This window comes from Neptunomonas sp. (assembly GCF_016744175.1).
Classification (GTDB): Bacteria; Pseudomonadota; Gammaproteobacteria; order Pseudomonadales; family Balneatricaceae; genus Neptunomonas.
The window spans coordinates 67,163-87,840 of record NZ_JADGEV010000008.1 but is presented as its reverse complement, the minus strand read 5'-3'; the positions used below and the strand labels follow the sequence as shown (position 1 = coordinate 87,840).

Below are 20,678 nucleotides of genomic sequence, written 5' to 3'. Positions count from 1 at the left end.
ATAGCTTGAAGTATTATATAGGATCTTCTGTGATTGTTGGGTAAAGATCAAGGGCTAGAAAACAAAGGAGAGGTAATGAGGTGGCTTGTGTTTATGTCGTCAGATGCTTTACTTGATTGATAATGGATTGGATGCCGTTAGTCCGTGAAGGGCTCAAAAAGCTCGTTAAGCCACATGAGCGCAATAGCTTATCTGTTTGTAGTGCTTGGATTGCCTCGCTCGTTTGGTGCTGAACAGCTGACAGTATCAAGTAAATAATTCCACGCATCAGTTTTGCATCTGAATCGATTGCAAACATCCATGAAAGATCCGGCTGTTGTTCTGCTATCAGCCACACAGTAGACTCGCAGCCAGCGACTCTATACTCATCAACTTTGTAATTCATCGGCAGTGTTGGTAGCAATTTCCCAGTGTTTAGAAGTAGGTCAAACCTTGCTTGCCAGTTGGGTGCCGCACTGAGTTTTTCAACGAGCGTTTGGAGCTCTTGTGTCTCACAGTAAGGTAATATGGTTTTTACTTCGTCGGTATGTGTATGACCGTTATCTTTGAGTGTTAATACACAGCTTTTCAGTACTTCAGCAAAGCGCGCTACTTCTGCTTCGGTATTATATAATGCAAACGAAGCACGGACGGTCCCATCGCAGCCTAAGTAATCCATAAGTGGCATGGTGCAGTGATGGCCACTACGCACAGCAATACCTGATTGATCTAATAACGAGGCTAGATCCTGATTATGAACCCCTTCAACAGTAAAAGAGAGAATGCCAACATTACTAGGGACTATGGCTAAAAGAGAGATTCCTTCAATATTTTGGCAATGCTGAACGGCAAGTTCTCTTAGGGCTTTCTCATGTGCCGCAACCGCTTCGCGATCAAGGTTTTTGATATACTTTAACGCTTCAGACAGCGCGATGGCATCAGCTATAGGGGGAGTGCCCGCTTCAAATTTGAAGGGAAGGCGGTTAAAGGTGGTACCAGAAAAACTGACTCGTTCAATCATCTCCCCACCGCACTGCCAGGGAGGCATCTGTTCTAGTAATGCTTTACGCCCCCAGAGTACGCCAATGCCAGTTGGGCCGTAGCACTTGTGCCCCGAAAAAAAATAGAAATCACAACCGATGCTCTGTACATCAACCAGCTCATGCGCAATAGCTTGTGCACCATCTATAACGACAGTCGCACCTATTGATTTTGCCATTTTTGTGATTTTTTCGACTGGATTTATTACACCGAGAGCATTTGAAACATGTGTGATGGTAACTATCTTAGGCCGATGCTGAGTGAGTAATTGTTGGTACGCTACTAGGTCTAATTCGCCGCTTTGGGTGAGTGGGATAACAACAATACTAGCCCCCTTTTTTTGAACAATTTGTTGCCAAGGAACGATATTGGCATGGTGCTCCATGACCGAGACTAAAACGGTATCGTCTTGATGTAGTATTGAATCTGCATAGGATTGTGCAATCAAATTAACCGCTTCAGTGGCTCCGCGTGTCCAGATTATCTCTTCAGAATGGGGTGCATTGATTATGCTTGCGGCTTCTGAGCGCGCAGCTTCAAACTCATTGGTTGCACGGTTCGAAAGGGTATGTGAGCCCCGGTGGACATTACTGTTAGTGAGTTTATAAAAGCGAGAGATGCTATCAATAACGCAACGGGGCTTTTGTGTCGTGGCTGCGTTATCAAAGTAGATCAATGGCTGCCCATTGATCCTGCTAGAGAGTATCGGAAAGTCACGTCTAATTTTCGAGGGATCAAACATGCTATTTAGATGCCGGCGCTGATTCGCGAGATAAACGAGTGTATTGGCTTTGCCAGCGGGTATACATCATTGCTGCAGTAAACAATGTGGAAACAAGTAATGTATAAATAATGCCAAACGTACGCGTTTCAATGCTCATTGTTGTTGCTAAAACGGCTTCAATAAAATAGATCAGTAGTACAAAACAAAGCCAAGCATGACTTCGCGGATTTCCTGACTTAATCGTAGGAATAAAGCCAGCTAATGGCAATACATGAACGGCCCAAATAACCCAAGGCTTTCCCGTTTCTAGCGGATGAATCACCATATACCAGAGGGTAAATAACAGCATTAATCCCACATAGCTGGCGATGGTGATTATGCGTGTAATGCGTGCTTTTTTACGTAGGGTTTCCATCAAAGGTCCTATGCTTATGTGTTTATATTGATAGAAAGTTTTTTTGCCAATATAGCGAGGTGCTTTCCTTGCGCTTGGCAAAGAGAGATTTCATCTTGGTCGAGTGCTCGCTTATTATCCCGTCCGGCTAAATGTGTTGCACCGTAGGGTGTTCCGCCAGACTGTGTTGTTAGCAGCGCAGTCTCGCTATAGGGAATGCCACTAATAACCATGCCGTGATGCAGCAACGGTAGCATCATACTCACAAGCGTTGTTTCTTGACCGCCATGCAAACTGGAGGTGGAACTAAAAACAGAAGCTGGTTTACCGATTAAACCTCCTGACATCCAAATGCCGCTAGTTGAATCTACGAAGTATTTTAATGCGGCAGCCATATTACCAAAACGAGTAGGGCTACCTAATGCTAAGCCTGCACATTGGCTTAAGTCATCTTCAGTACAGTAGAGAGCGCCTTCTTCTGGAATGGCGGGGGCTGTTGCTTCACTTACAGCAGAAATGCCAGGCACGGTGCGCAAACGAGCTTCAATACCGGCTCTTTCAATGCCACGAGCAATGTGTTGTGCCATCTGTCGAGTAGCGCCATGGGTACTGTAATAGAGCACTAAAACATAGGGTGATGCCACTTATAAAATCTCCAAAACAGATTCTGGCGGGCGCCCAATACGTGCTTGTCCATTTTTGAGTACGATAGGGCGCTCAATTAATTTTGGGTTAGCTACCATTACCTCGATGATTTGAGCATCGCTTAAGTCGGGGTTACTCAAGTCGTTATCTTTGTATTCTTGCTCATTTTTACGAAGCAATTCACGAGCGCTGATATTAAGTGATACGAGCACTTGGTTCAGCTCTTCAGCAGAAGGGGCCTCTTTTAAATATTCGCGAATATCTGGTTCGATACCTTGTTCTTTAATTAGTTCTAGTGTCTGGCGTGATTTTGAACAACGTGGATTATGATAGATTGTCACTTGGCTCATTCTGATTTCCCGTGCAAACTGTTATAAAACAGCCATTAAAGTGATAAAGCCGTTATTGTATACGTCTAGGAAGGCGCAACAAAGGCTCATCATAAAAGTTTTATTGCAAGGAATTGTTAAATGAGTGGGTTACTGGATTATCCAGCAGTACGTTTTCTACGGTATTTGTTACGCCAATTTCTCGGAAACGGTGGTGTTATTAATGCCTCCGCACTGACATATACAACACTGTTTGCTGTTGTGCCCTTAATGACTGTGTCCTTTGCTATGCTAGCAGCGATACCTTCTTTTCAGGGAGTGGGGGAGCAGGTGCAAGGGTGGGTTTTTTCTAATTTTGTGCCGACAACGGGTGAGGAGATTCAAAACTACCTCAAAGATTTTACGAGTCAGGCGCAAAAGCTTACAGCCGTTGGTGTTGGTTTTCTTGTTGTGACATCTATCATGATGATGCGCAATATTGAAGTAGCATTTAACCGCATTTGGCGAGTGTCAGATCAACGAAAAGGTATGTCTAGCTTTTTGCTGTACTGGGCTATTTTAAGTCTTGGTCCGATTCTTATCGGCTTGGGAATATTAGTCTCCTCTTATATCGCATCGTTACCCTTGATATCAGATGCTACTGACCTTGTTGGTAAGTCTAGATTGCTTACTATGTTGCCGATTGTTATGTCTGCTGCTGCCTTTACGTTGCTTTATGCTGCTGTACCTAACTGCAAAGTTCCCCTTAAAAATGCTTTTATCGGCGCGGTTGTAGTGGCGATACTGTTTGAAAGCGCTAAGCGTGGTTTTGCTTTCTATGCAACACAGTTCCCATCATATGAATTGATATACGGGGCTTTCGCCGCGATTCCTTTATTTTTGGTTTGGATCTTTATTTCTTGGTTTATCATTTTGATGGGGTGTGAGCTGACGCGTGCATTAACGGTTTATCAATCCAGAGATAGAGTTCGCGAAAAATCTCATTTGCATACGGTTGTAGGGGTATTGCATCGCTTATGGGAAGGGCAGCAAGTAGGGCAAGCGTTGAGTGATGATCAGTTATTGCAGCAAGTGAATGGCTTAGATCAATCCAGTTGGGATGAATATGTTCAGATGCTGATGTCGCAAAATCTTATTAGACGTACCGATCAAGGTGAGTATTTGCTGTCACGCGGGCTAAGCACAATAACCCTGAATGAATTATGCCGTCTTTTGCCTTGGCCGATACCCGATCCATTGGAGGCTAGTGGTGGTGAAGCGACGTGGGAGAATAATTTAGACAGTTGCTTGAATGATGTTAAAAAAATGCAGGAACGTGATCTTAATATTACACTGGATCGATTATTTTCAAATAGCAAATCTGAAGCGAGCAATGCTACAAAAGAGGTTTTGTCAGTCGTTAATCGGTAGCGCTATGGTCAGGAATGTAAGAGAGGTGAGAAGTGACGAAAATATGTGTTAATGCTTTTGTTACTGGAAAGGTTCAAGGTGTCTGGTTTCGTAAATCTACAATGGATCAGGCGTTGTCCCATGGCCTATCGGGCTGGGTGAAGAATCTTTCTGATGGGCGTGTCGAAGTGATGCTCTGCGGAGAAAGTAATGCGGTTCGTCAAGTTGAAGCATGGCTACAAATAGGCCCTGCACTTGCTAGCGTAGCGCAGGTTACATCTGAGTCGTTGCCCTATGATGAAGGCTTAAACGGTTTTGTTATGCAAAATGAAGAAAGCGAAGGCTAGCGATATAAAAAACCATAGGCATAAAAAAGGCTGCTCACATTAAGAGGCAGCCTTTTTTGATTTTTCTCTAGGTATTAGTCTATGATTTTTTGCGTTAAGAACTCAATAATGCCTTCTGCTGAGGCATCTTGCTTTTCGTTGTCACGACGGCCTTTGTATTCGTAAGCACCGGCTTCAATACCGCGATCAGAGATGACTAGTCGGTGAGGTAAGCCCATTAGTTCCATATCGGCAAATTTCACACCAGGGCGCTCTTTACGGTCGTCTAACAATACTTCAATGCCTGCTGCTTTAAGTGACGTGTAAATTTCATCTGCTACGGTGCGAACTTTCTCCGATTTGTCGTAGTTCAATGGAACTAAAGCAATTTGGAATGGAGCAAGGCTTGCTGGCCATATAATGCCATTGTCATCATAATTTTGTTCAATTGCCGCAGCAACTACACGTGTTATTCCCACACCGTAACAGCCCATTTCTAATACGGTTGCTTTACCATTTTCATTAAGAACAGTGGCGCTCATCGCTTCAGAGTACTTCGTGCCTAGCTGGAAAATATGTCCTACTTCAATACCGCGTTTAATTTGCAGTGTTCCTTGGCCGCAAGGGCTAGGATCGCCTTCTTTAACATTGCGTAGGTCTGCAATAGTTGGCGTAGGTAGGTCGCGTTCCCAATTGATATTAGCGTAGTGCTTATCTTCGATGTTGGCACCGGCAGCAAAATCAGCCATGTTGGCAACACTACGATCAATGATGCATGGAATAGTTAGATTAAGTGGCCCTAGTGAACCAGGGCCTGCGCCCATTACTTTGAGAATTTCTTCTTCTGTAGCAAAGCAAAGTGGTGCCGCTACATCGGGTTGTTTCTCTGCTTTTATTTCATTTAAGTCATGGTCACCGCGTACCAATAGAGCTACGAAATCGGCTTCGCATTCTTCTGCTGCAGCAACGACTAATGTTTTAACTGTTTTCTCAATAGGCAGGTTAAATTGTTCAACGAGCTCATTGATGGTTTTTGCATTAGGGGTATCAAAGAGTGCCATCTCAGCTGTTGGGGCGGCTCTTTCACCTAGTGCAAGTGCTTCTGCCATTTCAACGTTAGCGGCGTAATCACTGCCATCAGAGAAGGCAATATCATCTTCGCCAGACGAAGCAAGTACATGGAACTCATGCGAACCATTGCCACCAATAGAGCCGTTATCTGCAATCACTGGGCGAAAATCAAGGCCTAAGCGTGTAAAGATATTGATATAAGCTTGATACATCACGTCATAGGTGGCTTCTAAAGACTCACGTGAAGAATGGAAAGAGTATGCATCTTTCATGATGAACTCGCGCGAACGCATTACACCAAAGCGAGGGCGAATCTCATCACGGAATTTGGTTTGAATCTGATAAAAATTAGCAGGTAATTGTTTATAGCTTCTGATTTCGTTACGCACTATATCGGTGATAACTTCTTCATGGGTAGGGCCTACGCAGAACGCACGACCGTGGCGATCGTTTAAACGTAATAATTCTGGGCCATATTGCTCCCAACGTCCGGACTCCTCCCAGAGTTCTGACGGTTGGATAGCTGGCATGAGCACTTCCATGGCGCCGGCATTATCCATCTCTTCTCTGACAATGCGTTCAACTTTGCGCAGCGTACGCAGACCCATTGGCAACCACGAATAGAGGCCTGATGCTTCTCTTCTGATCATACCTGCGCGTAACATCAGCTGATGGCTGATGACTTCAGCATCAGAAGGAGTTTCTTTTAGCGTTGCGATAAGAAATTGGCTTGCGCGCATGGCAGTATCGACCTTTACAAAGTTCACTTGAAAATCGCATTATTCTATGGATATGTGGCGTTAGGGACAAGTCAGAGCGCAATTAATAGCGACTATTTTGCTTCTTTTTGCTGAAAATTAATCAAATGAGTGGTTTGTAGCTAATGAGGTTGGTATTTCTAGCGCTGTTCAGAGATTGTTTCACGAGTCGCTGCTAACTTATTTGGGTTTCTTTATGAAACTTTTTTGTCTAGTTGTTTCTAAGGAATGATACGAGTAGTCTTTGCGAATGAGGCTAGGCTTTTAATGATATACGGGCTCTCAAGAGTATTTTGTAAATATTTGATTATATTTGGATTTCTATGAAAAGATTTTTGGTTTTAACGTTGTTTTTTATGCAGTCTTCTTGGGTTCAAGCTGGTATTACCGGCATCTTTAAAGATGAACATGGTAAAACCAATTGGCAAATCTTGGCGAACTGGAGCAGCGGGACACTGATTATTTTGCTGTCTATCGTTGCTGTTAGTTTATTCTTTGCACGCCGCAGAGCTAATAAGGCAAATATTGAGCTAACTGAAATTCGCAAAGAACTTGAACAGCGTGTGAAAGATCGAACCGCTACGCTTGATGAGTCCAACAAGCGCTTACAACAAAGCAACCAACTATTAGAAGATGAAGTGTCTGGGCATGTTGTAACTAGTGACCTGTTACGTTCCTCAGAGTCTTATATCAAGGATATCTTAGCGTCCATGCCTTTGATGTTAGTAGGGCTAGATAAAGAGGGCCGTGTGACACAATGGAATAAGCAAGTAGAAGATGTATCAGGAATTCCTGCTGAAAAAGCGTTAGGTAAAACCCTGTGGGAGGCCTATCCCACCGTATCGATAGCACCAGAACAAATACAGCAGGTTATAGAAAAAAATACGCCTATTCATTTAAAGCAAAGTTTAAGAAGTGTCGCGCATTACGACATTACGATTTACCCTTTACAAGGCCAGGCAGACACAGGTGTTGTGATATTGGTAGATGATGTTAGTAAGCAAACATCCGCAGAAAACATGCTGATTCACAATGATAAGATGTCCTTTATGGGAGAGCTTGCCTCTACCATGGCGCACGATATTAACGTGCCGCTACAGGCTATTTTGATGGACCTTAAAAGCTTTCAGCATACACTCGCGGATAAAGCTAACACTCAAACCGATGCAGAAGATAAACAAGCTAGGCAGTTAAACACTATTCTTCACGACATGTCAGATAAAGGTGAGCAAGTTTCCACTATTATCAGTAATTTGTTGTCATTTGCTCGTAGTCGTCATGAAAAGAAACAATTAGTAAATATTGTTGATGTAATGGAGAACGCTATTAGTCTGGCAAATGATGTTATTTCTGTATCGGATAACTTGCCCTTTAGTAAGGTGACATTAGAGCGCAACTTTGAAAAAAACTTACCGTTAACACCTTGTTATGTTACTGAGCTTCAACAAGTCTTTTTAGGTCTTTTCCGTCATGCGTGTAATGCGCTTGAAGTAAAAATGGAAGCAAGCCAGTCCGGTATAGTGTATGAGCCTACGATCAAAATTATTCTGGCAGAATGTTATGACAGTTTATGGATTAAGGTCCAACACAATGGCGTAGGCTTGAGCAGTGAAGAGCAAATGTATTTATTTGAACCTTTCTTTAGCAATAAAGCGCCTGAAGCAGACTTTGATGCGGGACAGCGATTATCGTTTTCTTATTACATCGTAACTGAACAACATCAAGGGCATATGGCGATAACGTCTGACCTGAATGTTGGGTCAACGGTTCATATACAGCTGCCTATTGAACACTGAGTAGAATCTCTTCTGCGTTAATCGGCCACTCTTATTTATTGTTCATTGGACGTTAGATAAGAAAAGGTTTAGCGCAGCCTAGATTTATTAATATCCCGTTCCACCAAACGCGTTTATCAATGCATCAATAAACAGTCTTACTTTTGCTGAAAGATGCTTGCGGTGTGGGTATAAAGCGTATAAACCAGTGCTTTCTGGCTCGTGTTTTTCTAACAACTGGATTAATCGTCCCTCTTCAAGATCCTTCTGTACTGCAAATGAGGGTAACAAGCTTATCCCTTGCCCATTGAGTACAAGCTGACGTACTGCGCGTGCGCTGTTGATATTGATTTGACTGCTAATAGGGACGGATACTGATTGCTGTCCCCGACCTAAGACCCAGCGGTTATTATGTTTGTAGTTACTGTCGCAAATACATCGATGCAGGGGTAGCGATTCTAAGCTAACGGGAATATTCGTTTTGGCTAAATAAGCAGGGCTTGCGCAAAGGATCATTCGTATCTCTGTTAGTTTTCTGACTACAAGTGATGAATCAGGCAGGTCTCCAACACGAATAGCTAAGTCAACACCTTCCTCGACGAGGTCGATAAACCGATCTGCTAGATCAAGTTTAATAGTGACATCAGGATAGCTTTGAGCAAACTCAGTGATAATTGGCATTAACGTTAACTCAGAAAATGATATCGGCGCATTAATACGCAGTATTCCTTCGGGTTGGTTATGCTCTGAGCGTAGAGCCGCTTCTATCTCATCAATTTCCTGCAGTACATTTAAGCAACGCTCATAGTATGCTTTTCCGCTGTCAGTAACGCTCATTCTGCGGGTTGTTCGGTTGAGTAGTCGTATTCCTAAAGATGTTTCTAATGCGCCTACGTATTTGCTGATGAGTGCTTTAGATATCTGCATTTTGATGGCTGCTTGGGTGAAACTTTCGGCTTCGATCACGTAAACAAAAGCCCGCATACAATTAAGCTTGTCCATATTGTCTCTGTAATGTTGATAATGATTCAATATTTTATAGTATTGTTTGTTAAATAACGATTAGTTGATAATGAACCAATCCTATTTATGGGCGTAAAGTGTCAATAGTGGCACTCTTTTCATGAGGTGTTATGAAATGCTAATCGATGGGCAGTGGGCAGAAGATTTTCAGCCTATTCAGAAAAAAGACAGTCAATGAGCGTCTTTATAAAGATTACCCTAACACTTGCGCCTATATGGAAAAGATTCAAAGCTTGCCGTAGATAGTAGAGGCGGTGAATCTTGTTCATATAAAAGCTGGTTTTTGCTCACTTGAAGCGTTCAACCCAACGGGTATTGCTCCTTTAGGGTTAGGCAATACTGTTTGAGATACCTTATTTAAGGAATGGCAATGAAGCAACCTTCTCTATTTTTAAGTCACGGTGCTCCTGATGTGTTGTTGAGTAATGACCCTGTATTGGAATTGTTTGCTCATTTAGGCAAGGTGCGGGTCACTCCAGCAGCCATAGTTATTGTGTCAGCCCACTGGATTGCAGAACCTGTTGAGGTGAGTGTTATCGATGAGTATGACACTATCTATGACTTTTCTGGGTTCTTAGGTGAACTCTATGATATTAAATACCCAGCGAAAGGTGACAAAGCGTTAGCTCAACAGATACTCAAGCTGTTAAATAGCAAAGGTATTAGCTGTAAGGAAAATACCTCACGAGGGTTAGACCATGGTGCTTGGATCCCTTTAAAAGCTATTTACCCCAAAGCAGATATTCCGGTAGTTGCAGCGTCACTACCCAATACGCTTGAAGCGTGTGCTGTGCTAGGTGTTGCCTTACAAGAGTTGCGCCAAAAAAACATTTTAATCATTGGCTCTGGTGGCAGCGTACATAATTTATCTGCTGTTAACCGTTCAAACCGCACAGATGCATGGGCGCTATCGTTCTCTCATTGGTTGAACCGTGTTGTGGCCACTGGAGACATCAAACTGTTATTAGATAGTGCTAATTACCCCAGTGAATTTGCACATGCACACCCCAGTGTTGAGCATTTAGCCCCGCTGTTTGTTGCATTAGCCGCAGGAGGAGGGCAAGAAGGAGGGCTCATCTACGATGGCTATATGTATGGCAATATTGGTATGGCTTGTTACCAGTTTGGTTAAGGATAGTTTTAAGTAGCGCTGCAGCTCTTGATTGTTAGCTTTTAAGTTATTCACTGGTCATTAGGATTTAGCGAAATTTCCCCTACTTCTTTTACATGAATATCCGGTGTAAATGTACCTAGGTCCAGTTTGGCGTTCATTTCATACGCCACCTGGCCTTGGTTTTTTTGTATTAATGATGCAAGAAGCCGCACGCTATTAAGTAAATTTGCGGTGGCGCTTACGGTGATGTTACCGTCACCGTAAGCTGCGATTTGAGGCATTTTATTTGAAACACCATTCAATATCTGCCGCCCTTCTATATTAACGGTATAGGCCATGCCGCGAAGAGGTAGAGCGATACTGTTTGGATTAACTATATGAAGGCTGATCTCAAATTTTGGCGCTATACCATCACTGGGTATGACTTTCACCGAATTCACGGTAACACTTGGGTCTTCAAAATCGAGCGGTTTTAATGTCGCGCATCCCTGAAGTATCATTAGCATGAAAGTGATATAAAAAAATGAATAGAGGGTGCGCATGTAAACTCTCCAAAGCGTAAAGTAAAAAATTATTCTATACAGGCAGGAGAGTACATTAGCTTAACAGCCTACCGGTTGTGCTACAGCAGATTTCTTTATGGTACTGTTATTTATGGTTAGCTTCACTGAGAGTTAGAGGGGTGAGTATGAAATGGAATGATATTAGCGATAAGGAAATTCTCGATACAGTAAGGCCAATGGCTGAACACACCGAAAATTCATGGAATGAAAAAAACTACAAAGGCTTTTGTCATTTTTTAATTGACGAGAGTTTTCCTGAAGAAGAGTTTAATCGACAAATTGAAGAAAGCTATGACGCATATGGTAAACATACGATAGCTGACTTAGTGGCCATACACAGAAATCCAGATCACGTCATAGTGATATGGAAAGTAGATTTGGAGGAAAGGAAGGAGCAAGGTCTACTTATTTATGGCTTTCGAGAGCATGAGGGCCAAGTGTTAATTGAGGGCTGCTCATACCATGCTTAACGTTATCCAGTGACAATGCTATCAATTGCTAAAGTATTTTTTTCCTCCCATCCGGTATTTATCTCATACTTAATAACGGCCGCTTTCTCGACTTATTGGAGCAACACTTACCAGAGAGCTTTTCTACTATTTATAGATAGTTACTGTAGATATGATGAAGGTGGGAATCAGTTATAATGACGAAAAATTTTAAAGAGAGTCGAGATGCAATCTAGTTATGATGTCGTTATTGTTGGCGGCGGTATGGTGGGTGGCACATTAGCCTGTGCTTTAGGTCATACCTCATTGAAAGTGGCTGTCATTGAAACACAGCTTCCAGCCCCGTTTAATTCTACGCAAGAACATGACCTACGCGTGTCTGCGCTTAGTATTGCCTCAGAGAACATTCTTAAATCTATTAATGCTTGGCAAGGTGTTCTCGATAGGCGGGAGTGCCCTTATCGTCGAATGAAAGTATGGGAAGCGAGTGAAGAGCATGCAGCTACGTTGTTTGACTCGCTTAATCTTCAGTATGATCATTTAGGCCATATTGTTGAAAACCGTATAATACAACTAGCGCTCATAGACCAAATGAAAGCGTTGGATAATGTTGATCTAATCACCCCTGCTAAAACCAAGCGAATTGATTACTCTTCGGGTTCCAGCATTATAGAGCTTGAGGATGGACGCCAGTTGGTAGGGCGTTTGTTGGTAGCTGCCGATGGAGGTGAGTCACGAGTGCGACAAGCCGTTGGTATTGGTGTACATAAATGGGATTACGAACAGCAAGCTCTGGTTGCTTCGGTTGTGACAGCATATCCGCAAGAAGATATAACGTGGCAGCAGTTTACACCGACAGGCCCATTAGCATTTTTGCCATTGAGTGGCAAAAGGGCATCACTGGTGTGGTATAACACGCCAGCAGAAGTAAAGCGCCTAATGCGCTGTTCTGATGATCAATTTATGTCAGAACTCGTTAATGAATTTCCTGAAGCTCTAGGCTCAATCGATAGTTTGCTTGCACGTGGAAGCTTTCCTCTAAGGCGCCAGCATGCACAACAATATGTTAAGGACGGTGTTGCGCTGGTAGGTGATGCTGCTCATATGATTCATCCGCTGGCAGGCCAGGGTGTCAATATTGGTTTGTTGGATGCAGCGGCTTTAGCTGAAGTGCTTATTAATGCAGTGGCAAATGGAGATGATATCTCAACAATGGCGGTGTTGACTCAGTATGAGAAGCAGCGGCGTAAACATAATCTTGTGATGATGCAGGCAATGGATTTATTTTATCGCATGTTTAGTAATGATGTGTTGCCATTGAAACTATTAAGAAACGTAGGTTTGGGTGTTGCAGGAAAAGCATTTCCGTTGAAGCGCAAGGTCATGTCATTTGCTATGGGGTTGGAAGGAAATCTCCCGACTCTTGCAAAATAGTAAAGTAACTACTTAAATTTTGAACGTAAAAAAGCCGCTCCAAAAAGCGGCTTTTTCTAACATTGCTTAGGAGAGCAAGTCACCCTCCTAACACTGTTTAATTAAGATGTAGAAGCAGCTTTACGAGTAGCTTTTGCAGGTGCTTTAGCAGCAGGTGCTGCAGCAGCTTCTGGAGTGAAAGCTTTAGCCGCTTCTTCCATTTGTCCCTGAGCTGTTTGCATGAACTTAGTCATTTCAGCCATAACAGGAGTGTCAGTCAGTTCAGACATTTTTTCCTGAGCTGTCTGCATGAATTTAGTAACGTCAGCTAGTGCAGGAACTTCAGACATGTCTGAAACGCCTTGCTCAACGAGGTCAGTAAGCTGTTCTTTAGCTGTTGTTAGTGTAGCGATTTCTTTTTCAGCAACGTTAGTCAACTTAGCTTCAAGGTCTTTGAAGTATTTAACTTGAAGTTCGATAGCTGCTTTAGGCTCTTTAATTTCGCTTAGTGCTTTCATCTGAGCTAGACCTGAATTGAACAAGTCAGTCATGTATTCAGTCTGAAGAGAGATAAGCTTTTCAGCAGTAGATTTATTGATTTCAGCCATATCTGTTACAGGCTTCATTTTGCTTTGAACGTCTTTCATCATATCTTCGTACATTTTAAAATCCTCGGTAAGCAGCAAGTTATCTATTGTTGCAATGCAACATATGGGTTTATATTAGTATTACAGCTTTTATCTGTCAATCATTTTTGTGCAGTGCAATAAAACATTTTACTCTACACATTTAAAAGCTAATTAACTGTATTTTAAAAGTTTATTAACGTGTCATGTGTTCATTAAAAGAAACTGGTGTGCATTTTAAGCAACATATGTTCATCTAAATATTTAAGAAAATAGGTAATAGTCGGTAAGCTTTAGCTAAATCTAATACGCAAAGTTTACTTTTGCCGTTACAATTCCCTAATGCATGGCACAATAGTGTGCTTAGTGCCTGTTACAGATTCATGAAAATAAGGAAAATGAACTTCTATGCCTGCTGCAAATGCTCATACCAGCTTTGAATTTATCCGCTCAGAAAAAATAGAGTCGCTTAATGTCCATGTAGAGGAATACAGACATAAGATCACGGGTGCGATGCATTTTCACATTGCGGCAGATCAAGATGAAAATGTTTTTTTGGTTGCCTTCAGAACAGTGCCTATGGACTCAAAAGGTGTAGCGCATATTCTTGAGCACACGGCGTTATGTGGAAGTGAGCATTACCCGGTTCGAGATCCGTTTTTTATGATGACGCGACGCTCATTAAACACTTTCATGAATGCCTTCACCAGTTCTGATTGGACGGCCTACCCATTTGCTAGCCAAAACCGTAAAGACTTCTTTAACTTGCTTGATGTCTATTTGGACGCAACATTTTATTCACGCCTAGATCCATTGGATTTCGCACAAGAAGGCCACCGTGTCGAGTTTGAAGAAGCGAATAATCCAGAGTCACCTTTAGTTTATAAAGGTGTTGTTCTTAATGAAATGAAAGGTGCTATGAGTTCGCCAGTATCGACACTGTGGCAAACAGCGACAAAGCACTTATTTCCAACGGTGACATACCATTACAACAGTGGTGGTGATCCAGATAGCATTACTGACTTGTCCTATGATGAGCTACTGGCTTTTTATCGTACGCATTATCATCCTAGTAATGCTGTATTTATGACATTTGGTAATATCCCTGCTAAAGAATTACAAGCACGCTTCGAAGAGCAGGCGCTTAGTAATTTTGAGAAGCTTGATATCAATATTGAAGTGACTGATGAAAAGAGAGTTTTCTCGCCGGTTAAAGTTGAAGAAGCTTATGCACTTGATGAAGATGATACTTCCGGTAAGACGCATCATGTTATGTCATGGTTACTTGGGCACTCGATTGACCTTAAAGAACAGCTGAAGGCTCACCTACTGTCACGTGTATTGCTCGATAACAGTGCGTCACCTTTGCGTTATGCATTAGAGTCATCAGAGTTAGGGAGTGCGCCATCGCCGTTATGTGGCTTGGAAGATTCAAACCGCCAGATGTCTTTTATGTGCGGACTAGAAGGTAGCGAACCCGGTAATGCTGATGCGTTTGAAAAGTTGGTAATAGAAACTTTACAGCGTGTTGCTGAAGACGGTGTGCCTCAGTCAATGGTTGAAGCACACTTGCACCAATTGGAATTGGGCCAACGTGAAATAAGTGGCGATGGTTACCCTTATGGCTTGAGCTTAATCATGGCGTCGGTGTCGTCCGCTATTCATCGTGGTGACCCTATTGCACTCTTGAATCTCGACCCCGTGTTAGATGAGTTACGCGAGTTGATTAAGGATACTGATTTTATTCCTTCAATGATTCGTGAACTATTGTTAGAGAATACCCACCGAGTTTGTTTGACAATGCGCCCTGATAACAAAATGACAGAGCGTAAAGGCCAAGACGAAAAAGCAAAACTCGAAGTGATTAAAGCAGGAATGTCTGAAGAGCAAACACAGTTTGTTATTGATCAGGCCGCTGCACTTGAAGCACGTCAGATGCAACAAGATGATGAATCAATCTTACCTAAAGTGACTTTACAGGATGTACCGGCTCAAATGCATGTTCCTATGAGTGAGCAGCAAGCGTTGGCCGGACAAACACTTGACTGGTATGGCCAAGGTACAAACGGTCTGGTTTATCAGCAGGTCATCATTGATCTACCTGAACTGAGCGATGATGAATTGCAAATTATGCCGTTGTTTAACTACGGCATGACAGAGCTTGGTTGTGCTGATAGAACCTATCAAGAGAACCAGCAATATCACGTGCAGGTTTCTGGCGGTGTAAGTGCCTATACTACTATGCGCGGTGCGACGAATGATGAGCAAAACGTTCATGGTTACTTTGTCGTATCGGGTAAAGCGCTACTGCATAATCAGGATGCGCTTACAAAATTGCTGCATGAGACGCTGAATGAGGCGCGCTTTGATGAGACAACACGCTTGCGCGAGATAGTCGCTCAACAGCGTAGCCGTAAAGAGCAAAGCATCACTGGGCAAGGACACAGTCTTGCTATTATGGCAGCGGCTGCGCAGCTAAGCCCAGCGGCGCAAGTTGATCAAAAATCTCGTGGACTAGAAAGCATCCGCTTTGTTAAAGAGCTGGATAAGCAGTTAGATGATCCTGCAGCGCTGCAAGAACTGTCTGCTAAATTGATTGCTATCCATGAGAAAATTAAACAAGCGCCACGTCGCTTCTTATTAATAGGTGAGCCAGAGCAGAAAGAGTCCCTCACTGCTTCAATGAGCCAGCAATGGGCTACATCTAAAGGAACGGCTACTTCTAGCTTAACGCTTAAAGCAACCCGCAAGACTGTTAAGCAACTGTGGACGACCAGTACTCAGGTGAGCTTTTGTGCAAAAGCCTACCCCACGGTACCTGTTGATCATGAAGATTCAGCACCGCTAACCATTTTGGGTGACTTCTTGCGAAATGGTTTCTTGCATCGCGCCGTGCGTGAGCAGGGTGGTGCATATGGCTCAGGAGCAGGGCAAGATAGCGGCGAAGCGGTATTTCGTTTCTTCTCTTACCGCGATCCGCGCTTAACAGAAACACTAGATGACTTTGACGGCTCTGTAAGCTGGTTGCTAGAGAATGATCACGATGAAGCCAAACTTGAGGAAGCTATTCTTGGTGTAGTGAGCTCCATTGATAAACCGGGGTCTCCAGCGGGAGAAGCCAAAGGTGCGTATCACAGCACATTGTTTGGGCGTACACCAGAGCATCGCCGCGCCTTTCGTCAACGCATTCTGAATGTAAAGATTGATGATCTTAAGCGAGTGGCAGAAAAGTACCTTAAGCCTGAATTGGCAAGTATTGCTGCAGTAACCAGCGTAGAGAAAGCCAAAGGACTGGATGATCAGTTTGAAGTGATCTCGCTGTAATCAAATGACTTAAGGAAAGGCCAATAGAGCACCCGCATGGGTGCTCTTCTCGTTATGACTAACAATTTTACTGATAATGCCATCTATAAAGGTGCTTTACTGATTCTACTGTCTGAACTTTTTTTGGTTTCTTCAGGAATGGTTATAAAGCAAATTAGTGACGAACTACCAACCGAAATAATCGTATTCATACGTAATCTTTTTGGCTTATTGTTATTGATGCCTTGGTTACTTAAAAACGGTAGAAAAGCGATTCGCACAAACTTGCTACGCTTTCATTTTATGCGAGCAGCTGTTGGTGTAACCGCGATGAGCTGTTTGTATTATTCATGGGGACATTTGCCCTTAGCGCAAGCGGCGTTACTTAAACAGACAGCTCCGTTTTTTATGCCATTGATAGCACTTTACTGGTTAGGCGAAAATATCAGTGGGCGTGCAAAGCTTGCGATTCTGGTTGGCTTTGTTGGGGTCTATGTCGTTCTTAATCCACATGAAGGAAGCTTGAATTTTGCGGTTATCATAGCGGTTATCGGGGCTATGCTTGGCGCGTTAGCTAAAGTGACGATTCGCCGGATGGTTGGCACCGAAAGCCCGCAGCGTATTGTTTTCTATTTTGCTTTTTTCAGTGCAACTTTATCTGCACTGCCGGCATTACTTGTATGGCAAATGCCAACAGTCATACAACTTAGTTGGTTAATGCTTCTCGCTTCTACATCGACTGTCGCACAACTATTATTAAGTAAAGGGTACAGTTACGCACCTGCTGGGCAGTTAGGGCCGTTCACCTATGGCTCTGTCGCTTTTGCCGCACTCTTCGGCTGGTGGATTTGGCAAGAGAGCCTTGGCTGGAATACGTGGGTTGGTATCGTGCTTATTACTCTGGCGGGTTTGATGGCCATGCTGAAGAAAAGAGAGTCTGTTGGGACGGTTAAGAATTAGCCCGGTTAACTGAACACGAACAATAATCACAGAATCGCTGTAAGGATATATGCCTTGAAATACCTAATCTTACTAGCGTTGTTTATGACCACTTGTGCAATGGCAGAAGTCGATTTAGTCAAGGTCAATAAATCTTCACAAAAGATGTTCCTGATATCAAATGGTAAAGTTATTAGGGAGTACCCAGTAGCTTTTGGTGCAAATCCTGAAGGTCATAAACAACAGGAAGGCGACCAGAAAACACCGAAAGGTGTTTATACATTAGATTATAAAAAAGAAGACTCATCGTTCTATCGTGCTATGCATATTAGCTACCCGAACCAAGCGGATAAAAATAGAGCGACAGAAAAAGGGTTTTCAGCGGGAGGCTTTATCATGGTGCATGGACAGCGGAATTGGCTTGGCTGGTTTTCCTCTATAACTCAGCAATTTAATTGGACGAATGGGTGTATAGCGCTAACTAATTCTGAAATTGATGAGTTTATGGAACTAGTCAGCGTAGGTACTCCAATTCGTATTGAGTGGTAGTTAATCCCGTTTTTCTCATTACTCTATGCGTTTTTTAAAGCGTTCTGTTAAGTCGAACATATCTTCTAGCTCTCGCATGCGTTCGGATGTTTGTGTCCAGAGTTTTTCTTCAAGTGCAACCACAATAGCTTCAGCAAAAAACAAAGTAACGACACCTGAATCCCAACCAGATTTACCCTCAATACGGATGGGTAGTGTGTGGATTGCTTCGCTAGCAATAGGGGATAGCCATTGATCAGTAAAGAGAATGATCTTGGCGCCCCGCGCATTAGCTAGTCGGCTAATGGTAATCAAGTCTTGTTCATAGCGGCGCACATCAAAGACGATAAGAACGTCGTTTGGTTTGATTTTTAGTAGATGGTGAGGCCACAGAGCAACCGCTTCTGGGAAGATGTAAACATTTTCACGTATGACTTCTAAATGCGTATTCATATAGCGGGCAAAGGCGCTAGTGATTCGGCCTCCTACAATATGTAATGCTTTATCTTGTTCTGCTAGTAAATCAATAATTGCATCAAACTGCTCATAGCTCACTTGATTTAGGCTGTGTCGCAAATTAGTCGTGACGGTGTCTGCAACTCGGTTAAGTACATGACTTTCTGGTGCATCTGCTGCCCATTTATCATGCTTGGTAATAGGGTCAGACAGCGTTTGTTGCAGCTCTTCTTTTAATTCTTTTTGAAATGTAGTGAAGCTCGAATAGCCAATTTTTTTAAGTGTGCGCATCACGGTGGGTGTTGATACGCCGCAGTTTTCCGAGAGTTCAGTGATAGAAACCATGCCAGACATTGGGTAGTTGGCCAGCAGGTGGTTAACAATTTTAATTTCTGCTGGGCTGAATTTATTTAACTGGGAACGGATAAGTTCAGCAATGGTATGGCTGTTGTCTTGCTTGGTTAGAATGTCGCTCATAAGTAATATGCCCAGTAATCAATAACCCTTTAATAAGTTTGTAATGTACATTACATAAAAAAATTGACAAGTAAAAAATGTAATGTATAAATGTTTACATCGGTTGTTTCAGTGTTGAGCTCAATGTTTGAGTTGTAATCCAGCAAGCCTTCGAAACGAAAGATTTGAAAACATCGTTAAGTTCGCAATACAAAAAAAATAATCTCATGTTGCAGAGGACTGAAAATGAATAAGAATAAACGCGATTTTATGAAGAAAGCTGTTGTCGGTGGGGCAGCAGCTGCGACACTGGGTGCAACAGCACCTTATGTTCATGCCAAAAAAGCTCCGATTAAATGGCGTTTACAGACGTATGCAGGCGCGGCATTAGGTGCTCACGTTATTAAACCTGCAGTCGATGCGTTTAACCTTGCTGCTAATGGTGAGATGGAAATTGAACTCTATTACGCTGACCAGTTAGTACCTACTCCTGAGCTATTTCGTGCGCTACAAAAAGGAACAATTGACGCCGTTCAAAGTGATGATGACTCGATGGGTGCGCCAGTAGATATTTCTGTGTTCGGTGGCTACTTTCCGTTTGCTACCCGTTACAGCCTAGATGTACCTGTTCTGTTTGAGCAATACGGCTTAAAAGAAATTTGGGAAGAAGCATACGACGAAGTTGGTGTTAAATGGCTGAGTGCAGGGGCATGGGATCCATGCCATTTTGCAACAAAAGAGCCAATTAATAGTCTTGCTGACCTTAAAGGTAAGCGCGTCTTTACTTTCCCTACAGCGGGTCGTTTTCTTAACCGCTTTGGTGTGATTCCAGTAACGCTACCGTGGGAAGATATCGAAGTTGCTTTGCAAACAGGTGAACTAGACGGTATCGCTTGGTCGGGTATTACAGAGGATTACACCGTAGGTTGGGCTGATGCTACTAACTACTTCCTAACGAATAATATTTCAGGCGCATGGAGCGGTTCTTTCTTCGCTAATAATGACTCTTGGAATGAATTACCTGAGCACTTAAAAGAGCTATGGAAGCTATGCATGGACAGCTCTCATTACTACCGCCAACACTGGTACTGGGGTGGTGAAGCTAAATTGCGTACCGAAGGTACTAAGATGAAGCTCACAACAATTCCTGATGAAGAGTGGAGCACGGTAGAGGCTGAAGCCCATAAATTCTGGGATGAAATTGCTGAGACAAGTCCACGAACTAAAAAGGTTGTCGAAATCTTCAAGAAATATAACGACGTAATGAATAAGGCGGGCCGTCCGTACCGTTATAGCTAGCTTTCTTTGTTGTTCGTTTCAGATCCTCTTTTACCGTCCGGTAAAAGAGGGCTTCCCAGTTCTATTCTAGGTACGTAA

Annotated in this window: 19 protein-coding genes; 10 read left to right on the top strand and 9 right to left on the bottom strand. The window is 42.9% G+C overall.

All coding sequences use genetic code 11. The features are described 5' to 3' along the window. Window positions 1-91: 91 nt before the first annotated feature. From QZZ55_RS05400 to arsC, 4 genes are read right to left on the bottom strand one after another with little or no spacing between them, the layout of a single operon-like run. Window positions 92-1,762, bottom strand: coding sequence for a SufS family cysteine desulfurase (locus QZZ55_RS05400; RefSeq protein ID WP_293266117.1), 1,671 nt, complete (start codon window positions 1,760-1,762; stop codon window positions 92-94). A 1-nt stretch (window position 1,763) separates the two neighbouring features. Next, window positions 1,764-2,159 carry a DUF2069 domain-containing protein gene (locus QZZ55_RS05395; RefSeq protein ID WP_293266115.1) on the bottom strand — a complete coding sequence of 132 codons (396 nt, stop codon included), beginning with the start codon at window positions 2,157-2,159 and terminating at the stop codon, window positions 1,764-1,766. A 14-nt stretch (window positions 2,160-2,173) separates the two neighbouring features. Further along, window positions 2,174-2,782 carry an NAD(P)H:quinone oxidoreductase gene (gene wrbA, locus QZZ55_RS05390; protein ID WP_293266113.1) on the bottom strand — a complete coding sequence of 203 codons (609 nt, stop codon included), beginning with the start codon at window positions 2,780-2,782 and terminating at the stop codon, window positions 2,174-2,176. Then, window positions 2,783-3,133 (bottom strand): arsenate reductase (glutaredoxin), encoded by a 351-nt coding sequence (gene arsC, locus QZZ55_RS05385; RefSeq protein ID WP_293266112.1) that lies wholly within the window; start codon window positions 3,131-3,133, stop codon window positions 2,783-2,785. 120 nt (window positions 3,134-3,253) lie between these two features. Here arsC and QZZ55_RS05380 point away from each other — a divergent pair, with 120 nt between their 5' ends. Together QZZ55_RS05380 and QZZ55_RS05375 are read left to right on the top strand one after the other, a co-directional pair. Next, the gene (locus tag QZZ55_RS05380) at window positions 3,254-4,522 is read left to right on the top strand and encodes a virulence factor BrkB family protein (RefSeq protein ID WP_293266111.1); all 1,269 of its coding nucleotides are present in this window, start codon (window positions 3,254-3,256) and stop codon (window positions 4,520-4,522) included. Window positions 4,523-4,554: 32 nt separating this feature from the next. After that, the gene (locus QZZ55_RS05375) at window positions 4,555-4,848 is read left to right on the top strand and encodes an acylphosphatase (protein WP_293266109.1); all 294 of its coding nucleotides are present in this window, start codon (window positions 4,555-4,557) and stop codon (window positions 4,846-4,848) included. A gap of 74 nt (window positions 4,849-4,922) precedes the next feature. Here QZZ55_RS05375 and QZZ55_RS05370 read toward each other — a convergent pair whose 3' ends face one another. Further along, window positions 4,923-6,638 (bottom strand): proline--tRNA ligase, encoded by a 1,716-nt coding sequence (locus QZZ55_RS05370; protein ID WP_293266180.1) that lies wholly within the window; start codon window positions 6,636-6,638, stop codon window positions 4,923-4,925. Between the two features lie 341 nt (window positions 6,639-6,979). On the opposite strand from QZZ55_RS05370, the gene QZZ55_RS05365 reads away from it, so the two are divergent. Next, window positions 6,980-8,452, top strand: coding sequence for an ATP-binding protein (locus QZZ55_RS05365; protein ID WP_293266107.1), 1,473 nt, complete (start codon window positions 6,980-6,982; stop codon window positions 8,450-8,452). Window positions 8,453-8,539: 87 nt separating this feature from the next. On the opposite strand, the gene QZZ55_RS05360 is transcribed toward QZZ55_RS05365, so the two are convergent. Beyond that, the gene (locus QZZ55_RS05360) at window positions 8,540-9,433 is read right to left on the bottom strand and encodes a LysR family transcriptional regulator (RefSeq protein ID WP_293266105.1); all 894 of its coding nucleotides are present in this window, start codon (window positions 9,431-9,433) and stop codon (window positions 8,540-8,542) included. A gap of 391 nt (window positions 9,434-9,824) precedes the next feature. On the opposite strand from QZZ55_RS05360, the gene QZZ55_RS05355 reads away from it, so the two are divergent. Beyond that, window positions 9,825-10,586 carry a class III extradiol ring-cleavage dioxygenase gene (locus tag QZZ55_RS05355; RefSeq protein WP_293266103.1) on the top strand — a complete coding sequence of 254 codons (762 nt, stop codon included), beginning with the start codon at window positions 9,825-9,827 and terminating at the stop codon, window positions 10,584-10,586. A gap of 50 nt (window positions 10,587-10,636) precedes the next feature. On the opposite strand, the gene QZZ55_RS05350 is transcribed toward QZZ55_RS05355, so the two are convergent. After that, window positions 10,637-11,110 (bottom strand): LEA type 2 family protein, encoded by a 474-nt coding sequence (locus QZZ55_RS05350; protein ID WP_293266102.1) that lies wholly within the window; start codon window positions 11,108-11,110, stop codon window positions 10,637-10,639. Window positions 11,111-11,256: 146 nt separating this feature from the next. Between QZZ55_RS05350 and QZZ55_RS05345 the strand changes: the two genes are divergently transcribed. Continuing rightward, on the top strand, window positions 11,257-11,601 hold the full coding sequence (locus QZZ55_RS05345; RefSeq protein ID WP_293266100.1) for a hypothetical protein: 345 nt from the start codon (window positions 11,257-11,259) through the stop codon (window positions 11,599-11,601). A 204-nt stretch (window positions 11,602-11,805) separates the two neighbouring features. Further along, on the top strand, window positions 11,806-13,014 hold the full coding sequence (locus QZZ55_RS05340; protein WP_293266099.1) for a UbiH/UbiF/VisC/COQ6 family ubiquinone biosynthesis hydroxylase: 1,209 nt from the start codon (window positions 11,806-11,808) through the stop codon (window positions 13,012-13,014). 101 nt (window positions 13,015-13,115) lie between these two features. Here the strand turns inward: QZZ55_RS05340 and QZZ55_RS05335 are convergent, their stop codons facing one another. Next, entirely contained in the window at window positions 13,116-13,655 is a 540-nt protein-coding gene (locus tag QZZ55_RS05335; RefSeq protein WP_293266098.1) for a phasin family protein, read from the bottom strand. 372 nt (window positions 13,656-14,027) lie between these two features. On the opposite strand from QZZ55_RS05335, the gene QZZ55_RS05330 reads away from it, so the two are divergent. The 3 genes from QZZ55_RS05330 to QZZ55_RS05320 are packed head-to-tail and all read left to right on the top strand — an operon-like array spanning window position 14,028 to window position 18,410. After that, window positions 14,028-16,943 carry an insulinase family protein gene (locus tag QZZ55_RS05330; protein WP_293266096.1) on the top strand — a complete coding sequence of 972 codons (2,916 nt, stop codon included), beginning with the start codon at window positions 14,028-14,030 and terminating at the stop codon, window positions 16,941-16,943. A 54-nt stretch (window positions 16,944-16,997) separates the two neighbouring features. Continuing rightward, window positions 16,998-17,882: a DMT family transporter gene (locus tag QZZ55_RS05325; protein WP_293266094.1), complete on the top strand. Its 885-nt coding sequence runs from the start codon at window positions 16,998-17,000 to the stop codon at window positions 17,880-17,882. 54 nt (window positions 17,883-17,936) lie between these two features. Next, a complete protein-coding gene (locus tag QZZ55_RS05320; RefSeq protein WP_293266092.1) occupies window positions 17,937-18,410 on the top strand; it encodes a L,D-transpeptidase family protein in 474 nt (157 codons plus the stop codon). A gap of 18 nt (window positions 18,411-18,428) precedes the next feature. On the opposite strand, the gene QZZ55_RS05315 is transcribed toward QZZ55_RS05320, so the two are convergent. Further along, complete coding sequence (locus tag QZZ55_RS05315; protein WP_293266090.1) at window positions 18,429-19,322, bottom strand: MurR/RpiR family transcriptional regulator; 894 nt, start codon at window positions 19,320-19,322, stop codon at window positions 18,429-18,431. 225 nt (window positions 19,323-19,547) lie between these two features. Between QZZ55_RS05315 and QZZ55_RS05310 the strand changes: the two genes are divergently transcribed. Further along, a complete protein-coding gene (locus QZZ55_RS05310) occupies window positions 19,548-20,600 on the top strand; it encodes a TRAP transporter substrate-binding protein (RefSeq protein WP_293266088.1) in 1,053 nt (350 codons plus the stop codon). The last annotated feature ends 78 nt before the right edge of the window (window positions 20,601-20,678 follow it).

Bases quoted from the DNA above. Each gene is read 5' to 3' on its own strand.
- QZZ55_RS05400 (WP_293266117.1), bottom strand. From the start codon at position 1,762: ATGTTTGATCCCTCGAAAATTAGACGTGACTTTCCGATACTCTCTAGC.
- QZZ55_RS05395 (WP_293266115.1), bottom strand. From the start codon at position 2,159: ATGGAAACCCTACGTAAAAAAGCACGCATTACACGCATAATCACCATC.
- arsC (WP_293266112.1), bottom strand. From the start codon at position 3,133: ATGAGCCAAGTGACAATCTATCATAATCCACGTTGTTCAAAATCACGC.
- QZZ55_RS05380 (WP_293266111.1), top strand. From the start codon at position 3,254: ATGAGTGGGTTACTGGATTATCCAGCAGTACGTTTTCTACGGTATTTG.
- QZZ55_RS05370 (WP_293266180.1), bottom strand. From the start codon at position 6,638: ATGCGCGCAAGCCAATTTCTTATCGCAACGCTAAAAGAAACTCCTTCT.
- QZZ55_RS05365 (WP_293266107.1), top strand. From the start codon at position 6,980: ATGAAAAGATTTTTGGTTTTAACGTTGTTTTTTATGCAGTCTTCTTGG.
- QZZ55_RS05360 (WP_293266105.1), bottom strand. From the start codon at position 9,433: ATGGACAAGCTTAATTGTATGCGGGCTTTTGTTTACGTGATCGAAGCC.
- QZZ55_RS05355 (WP_293266103.1), top strand. From the start codon at position 9,825: ATGAAGCAACCTTCTCTATTTTTAAGTCACGGTGCTCCTGATGTGTTG.
- QZZ55_RS05350 (WP_293266102.1), bottom strand. From the start codon at position 11,110: ATGCGCACCCTCTATTCATTTTTTTATATCACTTTCATGCTAATGATA.
- QZZ55_RS05345 (WP_293266100.1), top strand. From the start codon at position 11,257: ATGAAATGGAATGATATTAGCGATAAGGAAATTCTCGATACAGTAAGG.
- QZZ55_RS05340 (WP_293266099.1), top strand. From the start codon at position 11,806: ATGCAATCTAGTTATGATGTCGTTATTGTTGGCGGCGGTATGGTGGGT.
- QZZ55_RS05335 (WP_293266098.1), bottom strand. From the start codon at position 13,655: ATGTACGAAGATATGATGAAAGACGTTCAAAGCAAAATGAAGCCTGTA.
- QZZ55_RS05330 (WP_293266096.1), top strand. From the start codon at position 14,028: ATGCCTGCTGCAAATGCTCATACCAGCTTTGAATTTATCCGCTCAGAA.
- QZZ55_RS05325 (WP_293266094.1), top strand. From the start codon at position 16,998: ATGACTAACAATTTTACTGATAATGCCATCTATAAAGGTGCTTTACTG.
- QZZ55_RS05315 (WP_293266090.1), bottom strand. From the start codon at position 19,322: ATGAGCGACATTCTAACCAAGCAAGACAACAGCCATACCATTGCTGAA.
- QZZ55_RS05310 (WP_293266088.1), top strand. From the start codon at position 19,548: ATGAATAAGAATAAACGCGATTTTATGAAGAAAGCTGTTGTCGGTGGG.